Source organism: Halobacteriovorax sp. (assembly GCF_041587335.1).
In the GTDB taxonomy this organism is placed as follows: domain Bacteria; phylum Bdellovibrionota; class Bacteriovoracia; order Bacteriovoracales; family Bacteriovoracaceae; genus Halobacteriovorax.
In genome coordinates this window covers 1-23,438 of the sequence record NZ_JBFGYP010000039.1, presented here as the reverse complement: position 1 = coordinate 23,438, position 23,438 = coordinate 1, and the positions used below count along the sequence as shown (strand labels likewise).

Here is a 23,438-nt window from a genome sequence, read left to right as displayed (position 1 = left end):
TCTCAGGACCAGGAATTAAAAACTTCTCAAGAGCAGATTTAGAATCTATATAACCTGAGAGATAGCCAGCAACTTTATCGTTAATCAAATAAATGAAAAATGATTGAGGAGACAACGCGAGGTAATCACCACACCACTTGTTAAAAAAACTTTCTCTATGTTCATCATCTTTAAAGACTTTGACAGAGCTGCACTCAAAGAAGATCTCTTTTATCTCTTTTAAATACTTCTCTTGAATGTCTTTACTTAGTTTTGCATAAGAGACAATTTCCATTCACTTATCTTATCAGAAATTAATCTTTTTTAATTATATGACAATAAATTCCTAGCATTGAAATATGCTCACACTTTGTTGTAGGGATCAATTTTTCAAAAAGGTCATCTTTGACGATAGTATCTTTTAGAATAAGAATATCTTTCTGATTAAAGAAAAACTTTAAAAGACTTTCTTCTACTTTATCAATAGATTTAAATAATCTACAAACTTTAATAAATGTTTCTTCTAAAACAAGATCTTCAAAATTTATTTTTTGCATCTCTTCTTTATAATCTTTTAAATTAAAGTCTTTGAAAGATTTGAGCATTATAACTTTTTTCACAATTGTTAACTTAATTTTAAAACAGTCTCCAAGAAGTAATAGGTCTTCATCACTAATATTTTTTTGAATTGAATAATTAAGTAAGACATCTAGTAAACTATTACAGCGAGAAAATCCTTCTATTTTAAACTTATGAAACTCACTTGCCCACAATGGCAACTTTGTAGAAAACTTTCTTCTACAAAAATCCATCTCATTCGCTAGCCTTTCTAGGCCAATCTTCTTTCCTTCTTGAACAAAGTAGTGCAGAGATAATTTGTCTAAATTAAAATAAATAATATTATCTTTCAGTCTCCTAGAAAGACTAAGGTTATGTGCGACTTTAAATCTTAATGTTCTCAAAAACCTGACAGGATCTTTAAAAAAATCATCTGTAAGATAATCAAGTTCCTTAATCGAAATGGATTTAATTCCATTAAATGGATCTACAAAATCTAATGCGCCATTTGCACGACACACTATCCCCATAGCATTTAAAGAGAAATCTCTTCTAGCAAATGATTGTTCATGAGAATAGTTACTAGAGAACTCTACTTTAAAATCAGAGTGACCATAGTCATTTTTATTATTTTCATAGATTTCAATACGTGGGCTCGATATTTCTAACTCTATAGACGAAAGCTTTACTCTAAAAATATTGAATCTTAATTTTTCAACTTGAGTGTCTTCTCTATTTTCTATTTTTTTAAATAGGTCTCTAAGGGTCGATTCCCATTTTTCGTCATCAATTTTATTAATGGATCTAATCTCAAAATCTAAATCATTTGAGAGAATACCGTGTAGGAAAAAATCTCTGACTGCTCCACCAACAAGAGTGAGTTCAAAACCCCACTCATTAATAAGCTCTATAAACTCTGTTAACTCAGAAGGAAGTAGATCAGAAAAACCATTTAGGTCTATTGAATCAGGCATTTAGTTTAATGGACTTTCGCTGTTTGTAAGCATTGCCAGAGTAGATTGAACTCTTAATAGTTCTTCACTACCTTTATGATGGACAATATAGAATTTTCCGTTAGACACTTCAAACTTTTCACCTAAAGTATTAACTTTATCTTTGAAGTATGACCTGCTCAGTACATGTTTAGGAACAACGGCCATTCCCATACCTTGTTGAACAGCTTGAAGCATATTTCCATGTGAATTAATTGTATAACGTACGTTTAGCTTCTTTGGAAATTTACCAAAAATATCTTTACACCATTTTTGGAGTAAATGATCTTCTTGTTCAAAGAGAATTGTTGGCAGAGTTGAGATATCTTCAAAAGTTATATTCTCAGGGTCAATATCAAAATCCGTATCTTTTGGGTAAACAACAGTAGATACTTCTTCACTTAGAAGAGTCTTCTCACCTACTGATGGTAGTGATTCTTCTGGAAGAATTAGAAAGTCTAATTGATAACTCTCAAAAGCTCTCACTAGGTCTTCTTGAAAACCTAAAGTTATTTGAACAGTAAGATCTTCCCATTTTTTAGCATACTCTAGCATTTCATGAGCAAGCCATGATTTTCCAACACCAGTGAGAGTACCAATTCGAACTTTTCCAGACATACTCTCTTTATCATTTTGAATTTCCTCTAAAGTTTCACCAAGGTTTCCAAGAAAGTTTGAAGCGAGTGAAAATAGCTTCTCTCCCTCAGGAGTAAGAACAACTTTCTTACCAGATCTCTTGAATAATTTAACTTCAATTTTATTTTCTAAATTCTTTATACTCTGAGATATTGCAGACTGAGTAACACTTAAGTCTTCTGCAGCTTTAGAAAAGCTCTTGGCCCTAGCAACGGCAACTAACGTTTGTAACTGAGAAGTTTCAATCATATATATTCCTTAAGAAAAAAGAGTAAGCATTAGGTATAACTTATATTGATAATTAGTTCAAGAAAAATCATCGAGGGGGAGTAAAAAGTACGGCCCAAGAGATGGGCCAGAAGTATTTTACAACTTACCCTCTTCTTGTAGCTTCTGCAAAGCTTTAAGACGAGTGATCTTATACACTACTTCACCGTGACCAGTACTATAGTTACTAGCTGTACATGTATCTCCGTAGCTAAAGTCTTTGTCTCCTTGAACCAAAATACCTTCTACAAGTCCAGTTTTTTGATTTAAGACAGGAGATCCTGAGTTTCCACCGTAGGCATCTAAGTTCGTTCTAAACGTCTTTCCAAATGAACCTTTAACAGTTGCATTATCTGCAATCTTCATAGGTAGACCCAATGGATGTCCAATTAGCAGAACATCAGTTCCATTCTTTATTCGTCCACGAGTTCTAAACTTTAGAGGTTCTCTACCTTCTACTTTTCTATCTAGTTGTACGATTGCATAATCTGTAGTTCCAATTAATGGTAGAGTAATCTCCCCTCTCGCCACTACACCTTTGCAACCATAGATCGTATCGTTCTTTAGTAATGACTTTTCAACAGTGTAGTCAAATACCCACTTATTATACTGACAATGGTCGCTTGTTTTCATGCAGTGACCTGCAGTTACAAGTAGGTCTTTTCCAACTAGAAAACCTGAACAGCTCATAAGGGATGGTTGATCACTAAACTTCTCTCCAGGGCACGCATTAATTCTGTCTCCTAAAGAGGTCATATTAAATGTTTGGTATCCCTTAATTGGTGATTCATGTAGGTGGAACTCGCTCACTCTACCTGCAACAGACTTTGCTAATTTTTGAATGTTTTTATTGGGGTAACTAATAACTTCATGTCTATCATCAGTACCATAGATTGCCTTTGGACCTACTGCTCCAGCAGTATTAGAAAGTAAAAGTGTTATGTAGAGTACACTAGCAATCTTCATCATTTCAAACCTCATTTATCGTATGTTCCAGGCGGCATCATACAATAAAAAGAGGTTCTACTGTTTAAAGAAGTAAATTTTACTGTGGTCTTAACTAACCTAAATTACTCACTCTAAGTTATACTTAGTCCCAAAAAATAAGAAGGTTCCACTCTCGCTACTTGTTATTCCTCGTCCTGACTCATCTTTAAAGCTAGCGTTTATAAACCCTTTATTTCGGCTGTCTAACTTAACAAGTCTAACCTTTATAAACTCAGAATCACTCTTGAGCTCTCTATCAGAGAAATCAATTTCAATACTTTCGTCTCTTAGTTCGTAGATCGAGTTTCTGCAACTAAATCCAATCTGTCCAGAGAGAGGATTTTTATGGGCAATAGTCTTCATACAAACTCTAACTTTTTCTTTAAATTTGATAGTGACTTTCTCTGGACTATCTTTAGTTCTTTGAATGGTGAAGGTATTGTCTTTAGTTCCTTTTGAAAATAGGACCCTCTCTAGACTTACTTCTTCAGCATCTAAGGCAAGGGCCTCTAGGTATTCCACTTCAGTTATACATTGCTGACAATCATAGTTAACACTGTTGGGACCAGAGCGAGCAATATTTAGACTATCAACTTTCTGTACAGTATCTTTCATTTCTTCAAAAGATTTTTCAGAACTTCCTGCATAAGTAAAATTACCTATGATTAAGAATACAGTAATTATTTTCAACTTCACTATTAATCTCCTAGAGTTTACTTAATTCTTCTATAAATTTTTTAAACTTTTCTTTTGTCATAACTATAGTTTTTCCTGCTTGATCAGCAATTACGACTGTACTCGCTCCTCCAACAGCAATACCGGATGGATAGACACCGCCAACAACGACAGGAGTTAGAACAAGCCAACCAAACTCTGTGACTCCAAATGTTCTCCACTGTTCTCTTGAAAAACCAACACTAGAATTATCTAATCCCCCTTCAAGGGCCTTAATAGTACTTTGCTTAGGTGGTCCGTACTTCGTGGTTAAATCTTTTGCCAACTGCTTTATCGTTATTTTATTAAATGTATTTGAGATACCTTTTGGCATGCTTAATATACCGGCCTCATCTAGAGCAATACGAGCGTCATGAGTACAGGCCTTGGAGAAGCCTCCCTTTTTAGCAACATTGTGGACTGTCTCTAACTGCTGAGGTGAAATATCTATTACGTAGTGAGAGCCTGGCACATATTCATCAAAGCTATCAAAAGTATCAGCTTTTTTATTACTAGCGAATGTTCTTCTATTAACTCTTCTAGGAAGTAACCAGGAAGGTCCATCAAAGGAAAAAGCTTTCATAACAGCTTCACCATTTTCTTCAACTTCTTTAAAATACCTTAGTGTAATATGTCCTCTATCAGCATTAAACTCAACTACTACAGACTTACCTCGAGCAGAAGAAGGAATCATCTCCGATAAACGGTAGGTTGAATTATTCTTTATAAATGTCTCTAATTCAGTACACAAACTCTTGTTTGATCTTAACACGCTCACGCTAAAACATTTCTTATGCATCCCAATGATGATCTCAGAGTTCTCTTTTGAAAATTCTGTACAAGCTTTTGATCCCATATTGTTGATACAACTTTTAAATGTACTACTACCTAAAACCTTTCCCTCCTGCTTTGTAGTTCTAAAACTAGGATTAGGAGTTAGTGGATCATCTATAATTCGAGCAAACTTACTACTCACAACAGGAAGAAATGGAAGAACGTCCAAAGAGTTTAAAAGTGCTGCAGTCACACAAGAATTTACATCTCTCTTTTTAACATAGTGGATATTATCATTTACTTTAGAGGGGCATGAAAATGATGAAGGAGCATGCTCGATATTATCGAGAGTATTTAAGTATTCATTACAAGAAGTTATTGATTCATCAATACTTTTATAAAGAAATAATGAGTCAGCTCCAAGGGCAGCCGCTCTAGAAGTAAGAGCAATACGTCCTAGCTGTCCGGCCCTAACCGCAAGGGATGCACCACCAGTAAAAATTGTTAATCCAATATTTAAACTGGTATCAGCTGCAAAAGAATTGAAATCATTCTTAAGGTTTCGACTTCGATCTAAGCACTCAGGAACTTGATAAAGCTCCATACTAGCAAGGCTCTTTATTCGGTTACTTGAAGGGACATGCCTCGAGAAAGGTGTTGATTGATAGGGAATTTTTCTAAAGTCTTTATCAAAATCATCACAATTTCCTTTGTCACCGTAGATGATACAATTGCTCATTTTTAAGTTTGAATTGAGACTTTCAGTAATTCTTCTTTTATTACTAATCAGTTGGTCTTTAACAACTCTTTTAAATTTTTTCGGTGCTGGATTTTCTAAAGTTCCATCTACTATATTATCTATATACTTAGAAATCTTATCCCCTTGAAGTAATGGGTACTCAGCTTTTATGAATGAAATCCCAGCTTTTAATGTGTCTATTTTATTTTTTCTAGTTTTAGATCCCGACCTTCCAAAGAATCTGGCCCTGACTTCTTTTATCTTTTTCGATATTGCTATAATTGGTCCAATAGCATCTTCAAAGAGATCATTTGATAACTTGCTCAGTCCTTTCTTAGGTGAACAGTCATCCTCTTTAATTTTTTCACAGAGGTGTGCATTCTCTGGAAGAATATACTTCTCACACGGTAGTCCGTTTAATAAGTCATTACCCAAAGTAGAGTTTATTTCTAAAATTTCTTTCGAGAGATCTTTTGTATTATCTCCAATTTTATTTAAATAATTGTAGCTCATCGATATAGCTACTTTCTTTTGATTTTCAATTTGAGTTGAGGACTTGTGTTTTGTATCAAAACATTTATTAAACATTTTAGAGAAGTAATCTCTCTTTAATCCTAAATCTATATCTTTAGAAGTTGAGAGTGAATCTTCTAACTCATTAGTGGTTATGTGCTCTATGCTTGGTAATGTTTTTTTACAACTCTCCCAAGGCGAATCACTTAGCAACCAAAAGAAAAGTCCAACTTTACTATCGTGCTCAAACTGCTTTGCCATATGAGGACATAGCACTTCCTCTTCAATCTCTTGGCCACACTTAACCCTAAATGGATCGTTAATATTTGAGAGAGAACTCTCGACTAGGCCGATGATATTTCCCTGCTCAAGACTCCAACTTGGAGAGCTAAATGTAAGTATGAATACTAAAAAGGTATAAATTCTTCTCATAGTTCATGAGTGTATCGGTCAAGTATAGCTTTTACTTAAGTTTATAGTGAAATTCTAGTGACTTAGAAGCCTATATGTAGGAGTCACACTCTCACCTAAGCAGTCTGCTCCTTGAGAGTACATTGAACACTTATTAGTAATGAAACATCCTCTTGAGAGGTCTTTCTCATAGTCTAGGGCACCTTTTACTAAGATTCCAATAACTTCATGAGTTGATTTTAAAATAACTGGTGAGCCTGAATTTCCAGCAAATGTATCTAAGTCTGTCTTAAAGAGATCTTTCTTTCGAGACTTTACACTTCCGTTCATTGCAAACTTTAAAGGCAGGTTTGATGGGTGTCCTATCGCAAAAACTTTATCTCCCACTCTCTCTCTACGACTAGAGATCCTAAAAGGAGTGACTCCACTAACAACTCTATCTAATTTAATAAGAGCAAAATCTCTAGGAGACATTCCCCTTTTAATAACCCGCTCACACTTATAAGCATCTTTTTTAGAAATTCTTCCAGAGCGTATCTTAGAGAGACCTAAACCAAAGCTCCAAATATTTTTCTTACAACTCTTAGGACCAGTCACGCAATGACCAGCAGTCAAAAGAGTATCAGGTCCAACTAAGAACCCTGAACATACAGGAAGTAATTCTTCTGCATAGAATTTCTCATCCGAGCAAACGTAACCATTTCTAAATTGGTTTCCCATCATCAACTCACCTAGTATTTTTGATGAGAATTCATAGTAGCGGCCTTTATCATTTAATTTAGATAATTGAATCATTCCAGCTGTTGCATCACCTAGTTTGCGATACTGCGGAGAAACTTCTGAGTAACTCACCCTATCATCACTTCCATAAATGGCCTTCTCTAGAGCAGAGATAGAAGTAATCTGAGAAGTAAGTAAGACGATAAGAAGTATTTTCATAGAATCTTTCTAGCACTTAGAATAAGTGCCAGGAACTTTCTTGAAAATTTAACAGGATAAAAAAAGGCCTATCACTAGGATAGGCCTTCAATATATTTTGATTTTGCTTTAAAGACTAATCGTCGTTTGCAAGCTTCTCAGCTCTTGCTTTCATAACATCTGATTGGATGCTTGAAGGACAGTCATGGTATCTTGAGAATTCCATTGTGTAAGTTGCTTTACCAGCAGACATTGATCTTAGGTCATTTGAATAACCAAACATCTCAGAAAGAGGTACTTCAGCGTTAACAATAATTTCTCCACCTGGATCTGTCTCAGAACCTTGGATCATCCCTCTTCTAGAAGAAAGGTCACCAATTACACCACCTTGATACTCATCAGGAGTTGTAACTTCAACTTTCATGATTGGCTCCATAAGAACTGGCTGAGCAGCATTAATTGCTTTTCTCATCGCCTGTCTTGCAGCAATTCTGAAGGCCATATCAGATGAATCAACATCGTGATACTTACCGTCTTGTAAGAAGATTTCACAGTCAATAACTGGGAATGCAGCAAGAGGACCCTTATCCATAACGTCTTGGAAACCTTTTTCACAGGCACCGATGAATTCGTTAGGAATCGAACCACCTTTAATTTCGTTGTTGAACTTGAATACTTGGTCGTCTTTCTCTTTTCTATCAGCAGCAAGTGGCTTAAGTACACCAACAACTTGACCGAATTGACCAGAACCACCTGTTTGCTTCTTGTGAGTATACTCAAAAGGAGTTTCAGTTCTAATTGTTTCTCTATAGTTAACCTGAGGAGCACCAACAGTAACTTCTGCACCGAACTCACGCTTAAGTCTTTCTACGTAAATTTCAAGGTGTAGCTCACCCATACCAGCAATTCTTGTTTCACCTGATTCTTCATCTGTGAATACGTGGAAAGTTGGATCTTCTTTAAGGAATTTTGCAAGACCTTTAGACATCTTAGCTTGCTCGTTCTTATCTTTACAAGAAATTGAAAGCTCGATAACTGGGATTGGAACGTGGATACCTTCAAGAGAAAGACCAATTGAACCTGAATCACCAACAAAAGTATCACCTGATGCACAGTCGATACCAACGATTGCGATAATATCACCAGCGTGAGCTGAGTCGATATTTTCTCTATCGTTTGAGTTCATTCTAACCATTCTACCAACTCTAACTTTCTTACCAGTTCTTGAGTTGAATACAGTTTCACCCTTATTAAGAGTTCCTCTGTAGATTCTTGTATAAGTTAACTGACCGAATTGCTCATCAGTAATTTTGAATGCCATCGCAAGTAGTTCTTCAGCTGGATCTGGAGAAATTGCAACAACTTCATCCTTCTCAGTTTTAGCTGTAGGAGGAACACAAGTAAGTGGTGAAGGAAGGTATCTTGTAACTGCTTCAAGAAGAACCTGAACACCTTTATTTTTGAATGCAGAACCCATGTAAACAGGAGTTAATTGAAGAGATTGAACACCAGTCTTAATACACTTATGTAGTTCTTCTTCAGTTGGCTCGTTACCTTCTAGGTAGTTTTCCATGATTTCATCATCATACTCAGCAACTTTATCAATCATTTCAGAACGTAGTTCTTCAACTTTATCAACTAGATCAGCAGGACATTCTTCTTGTCTGATAATCTCACCGTTGTCACCATCAAAGTAGTAAGCAATTTTAGTAATTAAATCTACAACACCATTGAAACCTTCTTCAGCTCCAATAGGACATTGCATAAGTACAGCGTTGTGGTTTAGTTTTTCAACTAAAGCATCTCTACCATTGAAAGCACTTGCTCCCATTCTGTCCATCTTGTTTAAGAAAGCAAGTCTTGGAACATTGTAACGCTTCATTTGCCTATCAACAGTAATTGACTGTGACTGAACACCAGAAACAGAACAAAGAACTAAGATAGCACCATCAAGAACTCTTAGAGATCTTTCAACTTCTACAGTGAAGTCAACGTGACCCGGAGTATCGATAATATTAACTTTAGTATCCTTATCAATTCCATCAGCAAAAGTTGTACCTTTTCCAGAAATACCTTTCCAGAATACAGTCGTTGCTGCTGAAGTAATTGTAATACCTTTTTCTTTCTCTAGTTCCATGTGGTCCATTGTTGCACCAGCACCACCACCACGAACATCTTCGATCTTGTGGATCATGTCACAGTAAAAAAGAATACGTTCAGTAAGTGTTGTCTTACCAGAGTCAATGTGTGCCGAAATACCAATATTTCTAGTTTTCGCCATCAATTTGTTGTTGATCATGTCTGCTCCAATTGAGGTTATATTTTGACAAATTTATAATAATAAAATGTATATTTTAATGTGGCATCTTAAAGAAATTAAGGGCATGAGTCAATCGGCAAGTTGAAGCAAATCCAGAAATTTATTGCACTTTCTCTCCATCCTCATTGACAATACGTTACATAATCCTTAATTAAGGCAACACACTAATATTTAAATTCTAAAGACGGACGTAATTTTTTTATGAAAGGCGACTTAAGCAAAGAAGACCTATACGAATCGGTAAAAACCCTAGTTGAGTGTGAAATTCCTCACATTCATCTAGATCAACACAAATTATTCACTCTTTTCAGTATAGCTTTTCAGTATATTCTCTTCCAATCTACAAAGAATCCAGGAGCTTACATCTTTAGAATAGAAGACAGTCAACTTGCTGATAAATTGGCCAAGAAATCAAAAGATCCATCTACAAGAAAATTCCTACAGTCCTTACTTGTTCCAAGAAAGCTAAAATACGGTAAATCTATGTTCTTTTTGGACTTCTTTCATATTGGGTCATGGAACCTAACTAAAGATATCAAACCAGAGAAGCTAAAAGGTGCCATTATTGTCAAGAACACTTCATCTAAGCCTATGGAATTTATTGACCTAGAGGATGGAGAAGAAGATATCATGGCAAGTCTTCCAAAGAACTACTTCCTTACAACTCTACAAGAAAATATGCCAAAAACGATTACAATTGCTTTTGAAGAAGAGTTTGATGGAGTTGAGACAGTATCTTTCCCATTTATTAAAAAAGATAAACCCCAGTCTATTTCTGGTGTTACAATTGGTAAAGATATCGATTGGGACCACCTAGACGATTAAAGTAAATATAATAAATAAGGCCTTATAGCAGATGAAAATAGTCTTAATCCTTACATTCATTTGCTTTTCTATTAAAACACTCTCCAAAGAGCCTATAGTTTATCAATTTGTAGGCTCAAGTTTTCCTAATATCCTTACTTATGACAAAGATGGCGCTCTAACAGGTAGCGCTGTAAAAATCATTGAAAGAGCTTCTAAGAAGTTAAACTTCAAATACGAAATCACTCTCTACCCATGGGTTCGAGCAACTGAAATGGTAAAACAGGGAAAGGCAGATATTCTAATTGGTCCGTATAAGACAGTTGAACGTGAAAAATTTATGAACTTCACTGATGACCACTTCTATGAGGACCAGATCATTCTTGTGACCTTAAGAGATAAGAAAGTTAAATGGAGCGGAGACCTAAGCTCTCTTGTAAACTTAAAAGTCGGAGTAGTTAGAGGCTGGGCCCTAGGCAAAATATATGAAAAGTATAAATCGAAACTCCAAGTCACCTATGCTGAATCCACAGATAAACTGCTTCAGATGTTACAGCTCGAAAGACTAGATATCATCATCATCCACAAGAGAAGCTACACCGAAGACATTAAAACAGACTTTATAGATATCACTAAGTTTAAAATTCTATCTCCAGAACTCTCCAGCCAAAAAGGCTACTTTGCCTTTTCAAAGAGAAAAGAATTAAGTCGCTTTATGAAGGCCTTCAACAACTTCATAGGTTCCCCATCCCCTAAAAAGTAACCTAAAGATTATATTAATTTTTCATTATGACCATTATTAGTGCCATAACTACTACTTAACACATCTAAATATCAATGGGTTGCCTCCATTTTTAATCTTTTCATAAATAAAGATTATCCTATGAAGACCGATAAACTTAATAGTCTATATGGTTAATAAGGAAATACCCCATGAAGAAAATTGTCATTCTAACAATCTTTTTGCTTACTACCGCCTGCTCTAAAAAAGGTAGTGGTACACCAGCAAAACTTTTATTGCTCTCGTCTGCAGTTACATCATCACTTGTAACATCTGGTGGTGCCATTATTACAGGTAAGAGCTCGGCAGGAGACTCTTTCCAAATGGGACTTCAAGTTGGAAGTGAAGCCGCAGACATTGAACTTTCTCAAGGAGATTGGAATTTCTCGGCAATAACATGGGAAAATGAAAATGGTAACGGTCCTCTGACAGGAACTAACAGATGTGCTCTCGCGAGTGCAAGTGTAAGCGGTGAAGAAGTTGTAATTAACCTAAATCTTAGTACATCAACTTGTTCTAGCCCATTATTCTCTAGACCAGCAAATTTAAATGGTAATCAATTTCATAATCTTAAACTGATGGCATGCTCTAATTTTGACGGTATCTCAGATGAGTATAGTTCATGCTCTACTACACCTTTTAAACAAGGAAATAATTTAAGCTACAGAATTATATTCAAAGGTAGAAAGCTACCAGAGAACATTAACCTTCCAAGCTTATCCTCAGGATGCATTAGCTCTACTGACCTTAGAGTTTCAGATTATTCAACAAACTATAAACTACCGCTTAACGATAATAATAACTTCCCATTTGCAATACTTGCTTATGAGAGTTTGAATTGTAATAGTGATGAGTTTGAAGCAGCTTACGTATTTCAAAACAACTCTGCAGCGAACTCTGATTCAATAATTCATGCAACAGCAGGCTCAGGGACAACTTCTTTTTTCTTTGCTGATAACTACTTAGGTAGTGCTGAAAATACTTTTGAAAATAGCGGTATGCTACTCCCTTTTCAAAACTTCAATAATCGCTATGACGACCCTACAAGCTCTGATAGCTCGGGTGGAGCTTACCAAAATACAAGAAGCAGCTTTCTTGGCATAGTTGGATCAACTGACCTTAGGCCCTATTGGAATTTAGGTTCTAAAGGGAAGACTATGGATATAAGTGATAACTCGACTGCGTTTTTATCAATCGAAACAGTGAACAACACTGATCAATATAACGGAATGAATTTTAACTTCAGTTACAGTGGAACTGAGTGTGCAATAACAACTTCATACACTGCTGCATCTAGAAATTTAACAGTTAACTATTGCGATCAAATTGACTCAGTACCTACATTCACAAATACAGATGATATTGTAAATGCAATCAACAATGAACTTGCAGCGAGTGGATTAGGGTCAGAATTAATAGCAGTAGGTTTAACGGCACCTTTTGCTATAGGCGTACCAATTAGTTCTTCAGCAAATATAGATCATGGAAGAGCGGTTGAGGAAGTAGATAGAAGAGACACTGGAACTTATGGTGAAATAGCTCAGGCCTATCATACTTACCTAGGTGCACTAATATTTAAGGCCGGATACGCTACATGTTCAGAAATCCCAACATCAGGAAACTATACTCATAATTTAGACCAAGGTGACACTGTAGAGCTAAGATTCTCAACCGGAAAAGTTCCTATGCCCGAATGGATGATATCAAGTGGAACTTACCCATATAAAAATGTCTTTGAAAAAAGAGTAGCACTATATCAAGAGGGCTCTATAACTGAGTTTTATGAATTTAACTGCTCTGGAAACACTCTAGCTGGATTCTATAGAGCGAAGCATGACGACGATAATGGAGAGCATGAGCACTCAATTGAAGCCTACTACGACGCTCAGACAGCTGATGACTTAAAGTTTGAATATATAGTGCATGATAAAAATAATGAAGCTTCAAATCTAAGTGAAAGAAAAGAATGGATCTATTTTCAAAACAATAATTCATCAAATACTTTTGAGCTTTGGACAGTCAGAAACTATAACGACATAGTAAACTCTAATAATCAGGGAGACATCTACGCAGCACAAGTGACAGGTACAAATATTTATACTTCTGCTAGAAACTTTACTCAGTCTGAACTTTTATCAATACCAATTGATTTTGTCGCAGATACTCCGACAAAGAATAAATACAACTATGATGGCTCTTTTGTAGCAGCAACTGGGTATGACACTGCTCCACCTTTCGCTCCTTCAACACTAGGGATGAACACTTTAAGTTTTTCTAAATTGATAGATACAGTTCCGGCCAATATGGCGCCAATGAGTCTTCAAGACCCAAGATTACTATCTGGTTTTGGACCAAATGTAACCTATCAAGCCTACACTAGAACAATGGACTTCTTTGATGACTGGAACTCAAGAAATGCTGGAGCTCAGGGCTGTTTAGTTGATGAGGCAGAGTTACATGACTTCTTACAAGGTGATGCGACTTCCCTTTATCCAAACTCTATAGGCTATGTATATGCCCACAACCAGACTTCTGCCTACAATATGCCGTATAACTTTACGAGTTCAACATCTTGTATAGGTATAGACTGGGATACAAACTTTAGTGCTATTTCAATTCAAGCTGACACAATTGAAAATATAGATGGGACACCGGCAACATCACAGATAGCTTTAGAGGAAGGAACAAAGTTTAACTTCTCTATTCCTGAATCGGTCCAATTATCACAGCCCTTTAATGATGTCTTAGTAACAACGAATGAGTCGATAGGTGGTGGTCAAAATAAAGGAAGCTTGAGATTAATTGGTAATCAACAACATGCTCCTTTAATTCTTGACCCTCTTCCTTCTATTCAATCAGGAGACACGGGTACTATTACGGGCACTGTATCTGGAGTTTACCCTGGAGCACAAATTAATGTAACCTCAACTGGAGTAGCTCCTCCAACTTGTAACTTCTCTTCAAGTGACTATACATTTTTTAACTGTACTCTGACTGGAACGCAGGCCACAAATGATATTTTAACATTTTCAATTGATAACCCTAATTTAGGGAGAACTATATCAGAAACTGTGACAGTCGTTGCACCATAGACGATTAGAAGATATGGCCACCAGAACTGGTGGCCTATTTATAGAAGTTATTGATTAACAGCTGAGGCTAAATCTACAAGACCACCAGAAGCAACTTTTGTAGAAAAGCTTCTACTCTTACTTACTGTATCCATAATAATATTTTTTAGCTGTAAGGCCGATAAATTAGGATTTCTTGAAAGGATCTCTGCCGCAACTCCTGCAGTATTTGGAGATGCCATAGAAGTGCCAGACATTGATGAGTATCTATTACCAGGAACTGTTGAATATATTGATGACCCAGGTGCAATTACATCAACATTTTTAGTTCCATAATTTGAAAAGTATGACATTCCCCACTTTGAGTTTGAAGCAACAACGAGTAAATTCTCTGACTCAAATGATGCTGGGTATGTTAAACGCTTATCAATATTTTGAGAGCTATTTCCAGAGGCCGCAACAACAAGTACACCATACTCAGTGCCAATAAAGTCTATTACTTCTTTTACTAGATCTCCACCTTCATTATGTGACTTTCCAAATGAACAATTAATTACTCTTGCTCCATTTTTAGCTGCATAGATAAATGCTTCGGCAACATCGACATCTGTTTCATCTGATACATTTGGAACTGTTCTAATTCCCATAATTTCTACATTAGAGGCTACTCCAGCAATACCTAATCCATTATTTTGTTTTGCTGCAATAGTTCCTGAAACATGTGTACCATGGCTATGTCCATCCATAATGTCCATAGTCGCCTTTCCTTCAGAGTCTCTTACAAGAGTATTTATTCCATGAATATCATCGATATAACCATTTCCATCATCATCAATGCCATTGCCTGCAATCTCACCAGGGTTTGTCCACATTACATCTTTTAAATCTTCATGATTATAGTCAACTCCTGTATCAACTACAGCAACTATAATTTTCTCTGACTGTGAATTGTCATAATTTTCATAGGCAGCAAAGACATTCATTCCCTTATTTTTGGAAGGCTTAAACCCCCAAAGCTTACTTACTTTAGGATCATTAAAAGGACCAGACCCCTTGTTGAAGCCTGCAGCTACTTTATGTGGATTTACAGATTGAGGAAGCTCTTCCCTATTTGCATAGAAATCCTTATTTACAGAAGTAATTGACTCTAGTCCCCTAAGCTCACGCTCTAGTTCTAGAACATTAGTAGTTCTTAAAATATATGTACTCTTAAAAAGATGCATTGATGATTTGATCAAATGACTTGATGGAAGCTGACTTCCTTCTTTTATTTTAACAATTAATCTTCCTTGATGAAACTTTGGAGAAGAGGCCATTACACTTGCACCAATAAATAGTGAAGTAACTACTGAAGTTATCTTTATCAAAACAATTCCTTTGTTTATGTTTACTTAATAATTCTATGAATATAATTGAGAAATTGCATCACATAATTTCTGACATTTAAAAGCCGACAAAAGAATTCAAGAAATAAAAGACTCTTGTAAATAAATTCTCCCTAGAATAAACTAGATGCTCAACAATTATAAAGTGGTTCACATTGAAGATATTAAAAATTCTTTTCAAGTCGATTTCGGATAATGCTATTCATTGTATAGCTCTCATATCAATTCTTTTAAGCTCTATAGTTATGGCAAGCCCCCCTAAACAAGTTATAAGAATTGGAACAACAACTTCTCTAAATCCTTATCTCTACAAAGAGACATTCTCAGGAGTAGAAATTGATCTCATAAAAGAAGCATTTATAGATCAAGGCTATAAGAAGTTCAGCCATATTGATATTAACTTTAAGAGATCATTCAGTCTTCTAATTGACAATGACATTGATGCGATTAGTTCAAACAAGATCAATAACTACTATACAGATAGTGAAAAAATATTCTCTTCTAAAGTTGTCATGAGTTACATTGACTGTGCAATTACTCTTCGAAAAAGAAATCTTAAAGTGAGTAGTTTTAAAGACTTTGCAGGTAAAAGAGTTTGGGCATTTAAGACGGCGAAGGAGTCACTAGGGAAAGAGTATGCTAATGCTACTGAACTTGCCTCTGAATACAATCAAAATATAAATCAACTTCTTCAACCCAAAGCACTTCATCTAGAGAGGACAGATATTGCTATTTCAGATATCAATATTTTCATGGCACAGGCACTCAAGGACAATATTTCAAAAGATAACTATAGAGCCTTCAATCTTTTAAAACCAACACCAAGGGTCTTAAGGTTTAACAATAAAGACCTAAGAGACACATTTAATAAAGGGTTGAATAATATTAGAAAAAATGGAAAATATAAAAATATTCTAAAAAAGTATAAGGGTGTCTATACTGAAAAATGCGGATAATATCAGCAAGAGAACATACTACTTACTTTAAATCGCAATATATAGCTCACCCAAGTTTTCTTTTACAACATCAATAACTTCCCCATGAGAGTTCTTAACAGGAGTTGACCTATACCAAGTGGCCTTCCTCTCATTATTTTGAGTCATCTCTTCTGTTTGTCTCTCTTCCCATGCTCCTGCAGCAGATTTCCAATAATGAGAGCCAAGTTCAATAGTTCTGTAACTTCCATCAGCATCTACTTTTTGAAAATAGGGAGAATTTTGACCTGTCGCTACAACAGTCTGACAACCTGACATTTTTGTAAAAGAGTCTGCAAAGTAAGTAGAAACATTACAAGCATAGAATTGAGCGATACAAGTTCCGCAAAATTTTACAGTCCCTTTCTTTAATTCCTTATCTAAGTGATCTCTAAAAGTACGTGAGCCATTCTTTGCTATCTTCTCTGGACCATGAGCGTAGTCAACATAGATACCATTAAAACCAGACTTCCCAGAAAGTCCATGCCCCTCACCAGTTCGACCTTCACTTCTCCAGCCATGTGAAGTTGAAACAATCTTAGGAATGCAACCGTGTTTTTTAGTATAACCTTTAAGCGCCTTAATAAACTTTTTTCCGTTCTTCCACGAATAGAGTGAACTGTAGTTTTTCTTACTTAGAATAAGATCAAAAGCAGGCTCATTCTCGTTGGACTTTTTCACTAGTCCAAGTCCCTTATTATTTCCCTTAAATATCGTTATGCCATTTTTCTCGTAGGACTCAATTCCCATCTTAGAGATAAACCTTTCTCTATACTCAGTCCCCTCGGATAACTCTCCTACCTTTAAAGGTAGCCCCTCACCGTGACCATTAGAAAAAACCTTTGTCATATACTTTGCCATGAAAGAATCTATAACACTGGCCTGTACAGGAATTGTAAGAATCGATGTAGTAAGAATGATTGTTCTTAATTGAGCTAGGTTCATAAATCCTCCAAGGATTAACTTGGAGGTTTATATACCGGGGAAACGCTACGCGCAATCCAATTGTAAATAATATTAGATTACGACACTTTTGTCTTTATACCTTAATCACTGTTTACACAGCTAATTAACTTATTAAGATTTGAACCTGTAGAGTTCATCAAAGGCCCAAAGTGGTTATAAGCATAACCAGAATAAATCCATGGAGATACACACCTATCCGCCTTAGACACACTACTGTTACTTGGATGTACAGCAGTACTCTTTGAAGAGTTTAGCTGTATAGAGAAAGTTTGAACAACTTTATTAACTCCACAGAAAGCATTCATTGTTTGATAAGCTGACCCAAAGACTTCGATAAGCTTACTTTTAGAAGATTTAGTATCTACTGCACAACTTGGATAACGATTATTCCAAGACCTTAAACATGGATTTATATTTCCACCACCATTTGGTGTAAATTGAAATAGTCCAATATTTAATTTCGAAGCTTCATCTTGATAAGGGTCTTCGTAAAACTTAACTCCAGCTGGCTTTCTGTAGTTATTATTTTCATATTTTGCTGCAACTCTTTTACTACTTGATGTATCAGCTGTTGAAAGAGATTCTGTATAGGCAAGACAAGAGAAAAACTTTGACCAAGTCTTAATTAGTTGCATTTTTGAATCTTCATCTCCCTCAATCATCTTATCTCTAAGGCCATTTACCTTATCTTCAAATGCATTAAGCTTCCTGATCACTGCGCTTGATGGAACTCGAGAAGACTTCTTCAAAGTTCTTGTAAGGGAACTATTCGTAGAGTGACATAGTGGTCTTTGAGCAAGACCAGAAAGAAGGTGATCATCATTAGTTGAAGGAATACCATAATAAGGAGCAAGCGCTGACAGATGAGTTCGAGTGTTTTCCAATTGTGATTCAACAAAGTAGCTAATTCTCTGACTAAAATTATTATAGCTATCTAAGTCTACTTCGCAGTAATCACTTGCAGCTTCATGAGACTCTATTCTTATTTCTGATAATGCACCATAGTTACCAAAATACGAATCAACCTCGTCACCTACTTGTTCGGCAACTTCTAAAAAGTCAGTTGGCGTGGTACCAATAGGATCCGGTTGCGGCTCCGGATTAGTAGAAACGGGAGGATCTACAGGTGTTTGAACAGGAGGATCAGGCTCAGGCTCTGGCGCTCTAGACTTAAAAAGGCCCATAGCACTTGTTGACTGACACAATAAAAGAAAACCGAGTAATACTATCCCTTTTTTCACGCTACCTCCGAAATATATTCTTCATCTTGTGAAACTATTCGGTAGCGCCTATAAGAGAGTTAGGAAGTAATTTTTAATTTTACATAAAGAGAAAAAAGTTCTCTTAAATAGGAATTGTATATGTACCAGGCATTTGAAGATACATTGAAGTTTTCAATAACACTGATTTCAATTTTAAATCCAATTGGTATTATTCCAATCTTCTTGGACCTCACTAAAAGAAATAGTGAGTCTCAAATTGTTAAGATTGCTCAGTCTTGTTCCATAGCAGTTATTATTACAATTATAACGAGTTTAGTTGCAGGACAATATGTTCTAGAGTTCTTTGGAATTAGTATTGCTTCATTTACAATTGGTGGTGGCATACTTCTCTCTTCCATGGCATTTAGTATGATCCAGGCAACATCTTCTAATGCAAAAATTAACGATACTGAAATTGAAGAGATGCAGGACTTAAGAGAGCTTGGAATTGTTCCCCTAGCAATACCTCTCCTATCAGGACCAGGTGCAATTTCAACCTCTATTATTCACGCAAAATCTTTCTCTAGTCCACTTCATTGGGTTGGAGCGATCTCCTCAGTCATACTAATTGGTATCTTAGTAAGGTTTATTCTCGCCTATTCTAAAAGAATCGGAGAGAAGCTAGGAACAATTGGACAAAATGTTATGACCAGAATCATGGGTATTATTCTTTTAGCTATCTCAATTGAGATGATTATTGGGGGAATAAAAGAGATTCTTCCAATACTTAAGGGTATTTAGCTACATTTTAGATAGAATCTTACTATAGAGTAATTTTTATAACACACCTTGTCATCCCTGTTTATTTAAGACATAAGTTCACTGCTCAAAACAACTTAGGAGTAGAGAAATGATAAAAAAACTGGTGACGGGTAGTGCTCTACTACTTACGACCATAAACCCCACAATGGCAGACCTTAAAACGGACTGGGAATCTATACTAGCGAGTTATAATCTGACACCTAAGTACCATTCATTTTGCTATGCAAATGAAGGTGGTGAAGTAAAGGGTTCTAATCCTAATATGAAGATAAGGCTAGCTTCGGTATCCAAATTAGTGACCAGCTATTGGGCGCTAGAGAAACTGGGCGTGGACTATCAATATAAGAGTGAGTTTTACCTAGAAGGAAAACATCTTCACATTGTTGGAGATCTTGATCCTATTTACTCAAAGAGAAAGTTATTCTTTCTGCTCTCTCAGTTAAATAACCTAGGAATTCACGAACTAGATAAGATTACATTTGATAAGAATGTCATCGTTTATTCAAACTCTGAGGGATACACTGGTAGTATTTTAAAGATGACGAATAATCGTACAGCGACGAATTTGAAAGACTTCTTTCACACTCCAGACTGGAACCTACTGAAGGCCGCTTATAAGAGCTTTATTCAATCAACCCCAGTTGAAGTAATTGACCACTTAGAAATAAGAGAAGACTTAGAAGATTTAAACTTATCTGTTAAGTCAGTTTCATTTGTTGATGAAAACCCTCTGGCAGAGAATGAAAACGCTAAGAAGGTCATTCATTTATCACCAATTATTGTTAAGTACTTAAAAGCAATGAATATTAAATCTAATAACTTCATTGCTGACCAAGTATTTAATAAACTTGGTGGTGAGATTGAATTTGATAAATTTATCGGTGAGAAAATTCAGCTATGGTTACCTAACTTAGATGTTGATAGGTTAAAGTTCGAGAAGGATGAGAAAAGTATTAAACTCTACTCAGGATCAGGACTACCTGAATATAAAAATAAAGTCAGGCTAGATAATTATGCAACTTGTTCAATTATTGTAAAGATAATCGAAGAGATGGATAAGAAACTTGATGAAGTTGGTAAGTCTCTACAAAAAATTGTAGCAGTATCTGGCAGTGATATCGATAAGACTGGTCCAACCCAGTCTACGATAAGAGCAAGGTTTCTTTCACCTAACGTGAAAGACTCAATCATGGTTAAAACAGGAACCTTATTTCACACATCTGCTCTCGCAGGAAAAGTGAGTGCTATAGATGGAGGACAATATTTTGGAGTCTTTCATCAAATGCGAGGCTGGAAAGGTCACGCAAAAGCATCTCAAGATGAAATAGTTGAGCAATTAGTTAAAACATATGGTGGCGCTCAAAAGGTAGACTATCAAAAAGAATTTTTCTTCCCTGCTTACGAGGTTATGAGATAGAATATGTGAATGAAACTAAAATACTTTAAAGCATTCTTTCTAGTGACAACTATAATTCTTTTAGTTGTCACTGTTAGGATCGTCTACTTTCCAGAAAATACACACACACAGCACTCAACACATTCTCATAGCGATCACTCCCATGAAGAGAAAGATCAAATAGACCAAGTCATTGAGCAAATCTCTACAACTGAAGAGTTGCAAAGTTTTGAGAGTCTTCCTTTCACTTACCAAGTTGACCAACTTTTACAAAAGGGTGACTTAAAAAAGTTCAAAGAGACACTTCTTAAGCAAGAAAATATAAGAAAGAAAATTAACGACTATTCCCAAGAGGATGGGAGAACGCTTCTGACAAGGGCCTCTTTCGGTGCTCCCCTGCCTTATATAAAATTTCTTGTAGAAGATCTTGGGGCCGATGTAAATATAGCAGATAGAGATATGATCACTCCATTAATGGAAGCTGCCGCGAGCGAGAACTATGAAGTAATAAAGTACCTTATCGATAAAGGTGCCAACGTTAATGTACAAAACAAACTAGGTGCAGACTCATTAACTATTGCTCTCGCTTCTGGAGATGCCACTTTAGCTACCCTACTGCTGGACAACGGGGCGAATCCAAATCATATGTGGAATAAGAAGCACTTTACTCACCTTATGAATGCTGCAAGAAGTGGACATAGAGAAGTCCTCAATGTGCTTTTAAAATACTCCGCTGAAATTAACGTGCAAGATGATCAAGGCAACACAGCTCTCCACTACGCGGCCTCTCAAGGCTTCACAGAGATTGTAGAAGACCTCTTAAAATCAAACGCAACTAGAGATATTCAGAATATAGAAATGAAGAAACCCATCGATCTAGCTAGAGAGACAAGAAATACTTCAACAGAACAGGCCCTTAAATAAAAAGGAGGGCCTTGATCAGAATAAAAATTGTAATTGTAAGGTAGGATATTTGTAGTTTGTGATAAGACCCATTCGGATCATTATAAAGAGGTTGGCTAAGGTAGGATTTAAGCAATTACGAGTTTGCTGATCAAGGCCATCGGTACCAACCGGTTACATTTATATAAGCAAGGCGTGTGCCAACTTTATATTTCGTAAAAATAGATAGTTAGATGGTGTCATATTGAAAATGAGAACAAATAGTTCCGAAATGGAACCGGCCAAAAAGAGACCAGTTATTAAATAGGAAATAAATTCACGACACGATGCGCAACGCGTCATAATATGTTACAAATAATTCATGTTAAAAGAACTTATCAAAATACAAATTTTAGTAGCACTTATTTTCGTAATGAATGCTATTGCCACACAGAACTTAAAATTTATTGGTAATGAAAATATCCCAACAAATAAGATAGAAACCTCTAAGAGAGTTGATAAAGATGTGCAAAAAGATATTACGCACTCAACTTTCATCACTTCTCACAACCCAAGAAAAATTCTATTGGATGCATTAAAAAAGTCTCTTAATTAAATCTTGAAGACACTAATCAAATCCTAACGATACATTTTTTTATAACTAACTATACTTCCAGATATAAACAATTTGGAGTGTCCATGAAAGCTGTAAAAATGATTATGAGTATTGTGAAATCAATTTTTGATCGAAGACAAACATCCTATGAGCTCGAAGCTTATATGGAGCTTGAAATGAGAAAAGTCTCTAATGTAGATGAGAAGAATTTTAACGATAGACTGTTAAATAGATTTAATTCTTAGATATATTATTCATCATTGAGTCTACTTTATCTTGCTCAGTTAGAGTATGAGTACATTCGATGATCTTCCACTTGTTTTTGCAGTTAAAGGCGGTAGTTCGCAGCTCTTTATCTGCAGCAAGGTGAGCAACATCGTACTCAACTTTTTCCAAGTTTAAGCTCTCTACGCTATAGCTATTCTTTTTGCGTAGCTTGTAAGGTACCTCGCTGACATCATAGCTAACGACACCAGATTTAAACTTTGGTGAGATAAAGACTAGTCTCCCTTTCTTTCGCATCAGCACGTGATCGTCCTTGGCCCCTGTGGAGTGTTTCTTACTGCCCTGAAACCATTCTTGTTTATTTAAAGTGTAGACACCCCAAATTTTCTTAGAACGCTTATACGTTGTCTTTATATGAATATTCTTAACCTGTTTTGCATCCAGACTAATTCCACTCATTAACATTGCTACGATTAAAGGAATATTTTTCATCTAACACCTCGCCC

The 23,438-nt window shown here is 35.9% G+C and carries 20 protein-coding genes and 1 pseudogene; 9 read left to right on the top strand and 12 right to left on the bottom strand.

Features of this window, described 5'->3' with window-relative positions; genetic code table 11:
• From ABX784_RS07940 to fusA, 8 genes and pseudogenes are all read right to left on the bottom strand, one after another.
• Positions 1–274, bottom strand: a pseudogene (locus tag ABX784_RS07940) (hypothetical protein); the annotation flags it as partial.
• 19 nt (positions 275–293) lie between these two features.
• Entirely contained in the window at positions 294–1,511 is a 1,218-nt protein-coding gene (locus tag ABX784_RS07935) for a hypothetical protein (protein ID WP_372654487.1), read from the bottom strand.
• Positions 1,512–2,414, bottom strand: a complete 903-nt coding sequence (locus ABX784_RS07930) for a LysR family transcriptional regulator (RefSeq protein ID WP_372654486.1) — start codon at positions 2,412–2,414, stop codon at positions 1,512–1,514.
• Between the two features lie 117 nt (positions 2,415–2,531).
• Complete coding sequence (locus ABX784_RS07925) at positions 2,532–3,401, bottom strand: serine protease (RefSeq protein ID WP_372654485.1); 870 nt, start codon at positions 3,399–3,401, stop codon at positions 2,532–2,534.
• Between the two features lie 105 nt (positions 3,402–3,506).
• Complete coding sequence (locus tag ABX784_RS07920) at positions 3,507–4,115, bottom strand: hypothetical protein (RefSeq protein ID WP_372654484.1); 609 nt, start codon at positions 4,113–4,115, stop codon at positions 3,507–3,509.
• A 10-nt stretch (positions 4,116–4,125) separates the two neighbouring features.
• Positions 4,126–6,591 (bottom strand): hypothetical protein, encoded by a 2,466-nt coding sequence (locus tag ABX784_RS07915; protein WP_372654483.1) that lies wholly within the window; start codon positions 6,589–6,591, stop codon positions 4,126–4,128.
• A gap of 54 nt (positions 6,592–6,645) precedes the next feature.
• Positions 6,646–7,509, bottom strand: coding sequence for a serine protease (locus ABX784_RS07910; protein WP_372654482.1), 864 nt, complete (start codon positions 7,507–7,509; stop codon positions 6,646–6,648).
• 115 nt (positions 7,510–7,624) lie between these two features.
• On the bottom strand, positions 7,625–9,787 hold the full coding sequence (fusA, locus tag ABX784_RS07905; RefSeq protein ID WP_372654481.1) for an elongation factor G: 2,163 nt from the start codon (positions 9,785–9,787) through the stop codon (positions 7,625–7,627).
• 222 nt (positions 9,788–10,009) lie between these two features.
• Here fusA and ABX784_RS07900 point away from each other — a divergent pair, with 222 nt between their 5' ends.
• The 3 genes from ABX784_RS07900 (at position 10,010) to ABX784_RS07890 (ending at position 14,485) form a co-directional block, all read left to right on the top strand.
• Positions 10,010–10,633 (top strand): hypothetical protein, encoded by a 624-nt coding sequence (locus tag ABX784_RS07900; RefSeq protein ID WP_372654480.1) that lies wholly within the window; start codon positions 10,010–10,012, stop codon positions 10,631–10,633.
• A 31-nt stretch (positions 10,634–10,664) separates the two neighbouring features.
• Positions 10,665–11,375: a substrate-binding periplasmic protein gene (locus tag ABX784_RS07895; RefSeq protein WP_372654479.1), complete on the top strand. Its 711-nt coding sequence runs from the start codon at positions 10,665–10,667 to the stop codon at positions 11,373–11,375.
• 170 nt (positions 11,376–11,545) lie between these two features.
• On the top strand, positions 11,546–14,485 hold the full coding sequence (locus ABX784_RS07890; protein ID WP_372654478.1) for a hypothetical protein: 2,940 nt from the start codon (positions 11,546–11,548) through the stop codon (positions 14,483–14,485).
• A 47-nt stretch (positions 14,486–14,532) separates the two neighbouring features.
• Here ABX784_RS07890 and ABX784_RS07885 read toward each other — a convergent pair whose 3' ends face one another.
• Entirely contained in the window at positions 14,533–15,831 is a 1,299-nt protein-coding gene (locus tag ABX784_RS07885) for a S8 family peptidase (protein ID WP_372654477.1), read from the bottom strand.
• 263 nt (positions 15,832–16,094) lie between these two features.
• Between ABX784_RS07885 and ABX784_RS07880 the strand changes: the two genes are divergently transcribed.
• On the top strand, positions 16,095–16,805 hold the full coding sequence (locus ABX784_RS07880) for a substrate-binding periplasmic protein (RefSeq protein ID WP_372654476.1): 711 nt from the start codon (positions 16,095–16,097) through the stop codon (positions 16,803–16,805).
• A 27-nt stretch (positions 16,806–16,832) separates the two neighbouring features.
• Here the strand turns inward: ABX784_RS07880 and ABX784_RS07875 are convergent, their stop codons facing one another.
• Positions 16,833–17,768 (bottom strand): hypothetical protein, encoded by a 936-nt coding sequence (locus tag ABX784_RS07875; protein WP_372654475.1) that lies wholly within the window; start codon positions 17,766–17,768, stop codon positions 16,833–16,835.
• Positions 17,769–17,869: 101 nt separating this feature from the next.
• Entirely contained in the window at positions 17,870–19,030 is a 1,161-nt protein-coding gene (locus ABX784_RS07870; RefSeq protein ID WP_372654474.1) for a hypothetical protein, read from the bottom strand.
• Between the two features lie 120 nt (positions 19,031–19,150).
• Between ABX784_RS07870 and ABX784_RS07865 the strand changes: the two genes are divergently transcribed.
• From ABX784_RS07865 to ABX784_RS07845, 5 genes are all read left to right on the top strand, one after another.
• Positions 19,151–19,792, top strand: a complete 642-nt coding sequence (locus tag ABX784_RS07865) for a MarC family protein (protein ID WP_372654473.1) — start codon at positions 19,151–19,153, stop codon at positions 19,790–19,792.
• 109 nt (positions 19,793–19,901) lie between these two features.
• Positions 19,902–21,230 carry a D-alanyl-D-alanine carboxypeptidase gene (locus ABX784_RS07860; protein WP_372654472.1) on the top strand — a complete coding sequence of 443 codons (1,329 nt, stop codon included), beginning with the start codon at positions 19,902–19,904 and terminating at the stop codon, positions 21,228–21,230.
• A 9-nt stretch (positions 21,231–21,239) separates the two neighbouring features.
• Positions 21,240–22,133, top strand: a complete 894-nt coding sequence (locus ABX784_RS07855) for an ankyrin repeat domain-containing protein (RefSeq protein WP_372654471.1) — start codon at positions 21,240–21,242, stop codon at positions 22,131–22,133.
• A gap of 340 nt (positions 22,134–22,473) precedes the next feature.
• A complete protein-coding gene (locus ABX784_RS07850; RefSeq protein ID WP_372654470.1) occupies positions 22,474–22,707 on the top strand; it encodes a hypothetical protein in 234 nt (77 codons plus the stop codon).
• A gap of 83 nt (positions 22,708–22,790) precedes the next feature.
• Positions 22,791–22,952: a hypothetical protein gene (locus ABX784_RS07845; protein WP_372654469.1), complete on the top strand. Its 162-nt coding sequence runs from the start codon at positions 22,791–22,793 to the stop codon at positions 22,950–22,952.
• Here the strand turns inward: ABX784_RS07845 and ABX784_RS07840 are convergent.
• Positions 22,942–23,424, bottom strand: coding sequence for a hypothetical protein (locus tag ABX784_RS07840; RefSeq protein WP_372654468.1), 483 nt, complete (start codon positions 23,422–23,424; stop codon positions 22,942–22,944). The two genes, ABX784_RS07845 and ABX784_RS07840, sit on opposite strands and share 11 nt — an antisense overlap.
• Positions 23,425–23,438: the final 14 nt, after the last annotated feature.

Bases quoted from the DNA above. Each gene is read 5' to 3' on its own strand.
- ABX784_RS07935 (WP_372654487.1), bottom strand. From the start codon at position 1,511: ATGCCTGATTCAATAGACCTAAATGGTTTTTCTGATCTACTTCCTTCT.
- ABX784_RS07930 (WP_372654486.1), bottom strand. From the start codon at position 2,414: ATGATTGAAACTTCTCAGTTACAAACGTTAGTTGCCGTTGCTAGGGCC.
- ABX784_RS07925 (WP_372654485.1), bottom strand. From the start codon at position 3,401: ATGATGAAGATTGCTAGTGTACTCTACATAACACTTTTACTTTCTAAT.
- ABX784_RS07915 (WP_372654483.1), bottom strand. From the start codon at position 6,591: ATGAGAAGAATTTATACCTTTTTAGTATTCATACTTACATTTAGCTCT.
- ABX784_RS07910 (WP_372654482.1), bottom strand. From the start codon at position 7,509: ATGAAAATACTTCTTATCGTCTTACTTACTTCTCAGATTACTTCTATC.
- fusA (WP_372654481.1), bottom strand. From the start codon at position 9,787: ATGATCAACAACAAATTGATGGCGAAAACTAGAAATATTGGTATTTCG.
- ABX784_RS07900 (WP_372654480.1), top strand. From the start codon at position 10,010: ATGAAAGGCGACTTAAGCAAAGAAGACCTATACGAATCGGTAAAAACC.
- ABX784_RS07895 (WP_372654479.1), top strand. From the start codon at position 10,665: ATGAAAATAGTCTTAATCCTTACATTCATTTGCTTTTCTATTAAAACA.
- ABX784_RS07890 (WP_372654478.1), top strand. From the start codon at position 11,546: ATGAAGAAAATTGTCATTCTAACAATCTTTTTGCTTACTACCGCCTGC.
- ABX784_RS07880 (WP_372654476.1), top strand. From the start codon at position 16,095: ATGGCAAGCCCCCCTAAACAAGTTATAAGAATTGGAACAACAACTTCT.
- ABX784_RS07875 (WP_372654475.1), bottom strand. From the start codon at position 17,768: ATGAACCTAGCTCAATTAAGAACAATCATTCTTACTACATCGATTCTT.
- ABX784_RS07865 (WP_372654473.1), top strand. From the start codon at position 19,151: ATGTACCAGGCATTTGAAGATACATTGAAGTTTTCAATAACACTGATT.
- ABX784_RS07860 (WP_372654472.1), top strand. From the start codon at position 19,902: ATGATAAAAAAACTGGTGACGGGTAGTGCTCTACTACTTACGACCATA.
- ABX784_RS07855 (WP_372654471.1), top strand. From the start codon at position 21,240: ATGAAACTAAAATACTTTAAAGCATTCTTTCTAGTGACAACTATAATT.
- ABX784_RS07850 (WP_372654470.1), top strand. From the start codon at position 22,474: ATGTTAAAAGAACTTATCAAAATACAAATTTTAGTAGCACTTATTTTC.
- ABX784_RS07845 (WP_372654469.1), top strand. From the start codon at position 22,791: ATGAAAGCTGTAAAAATGATTATGAGTATTGTGAAATCAATTTTTGAT.
- ABX784_RS07840 (WP_372654468.1), bottom strand. From the start codon at position 23,424: ATGAAAAATATTCCTTTAATCGTAGCAATGTTAATGAGTGGAATTAGT.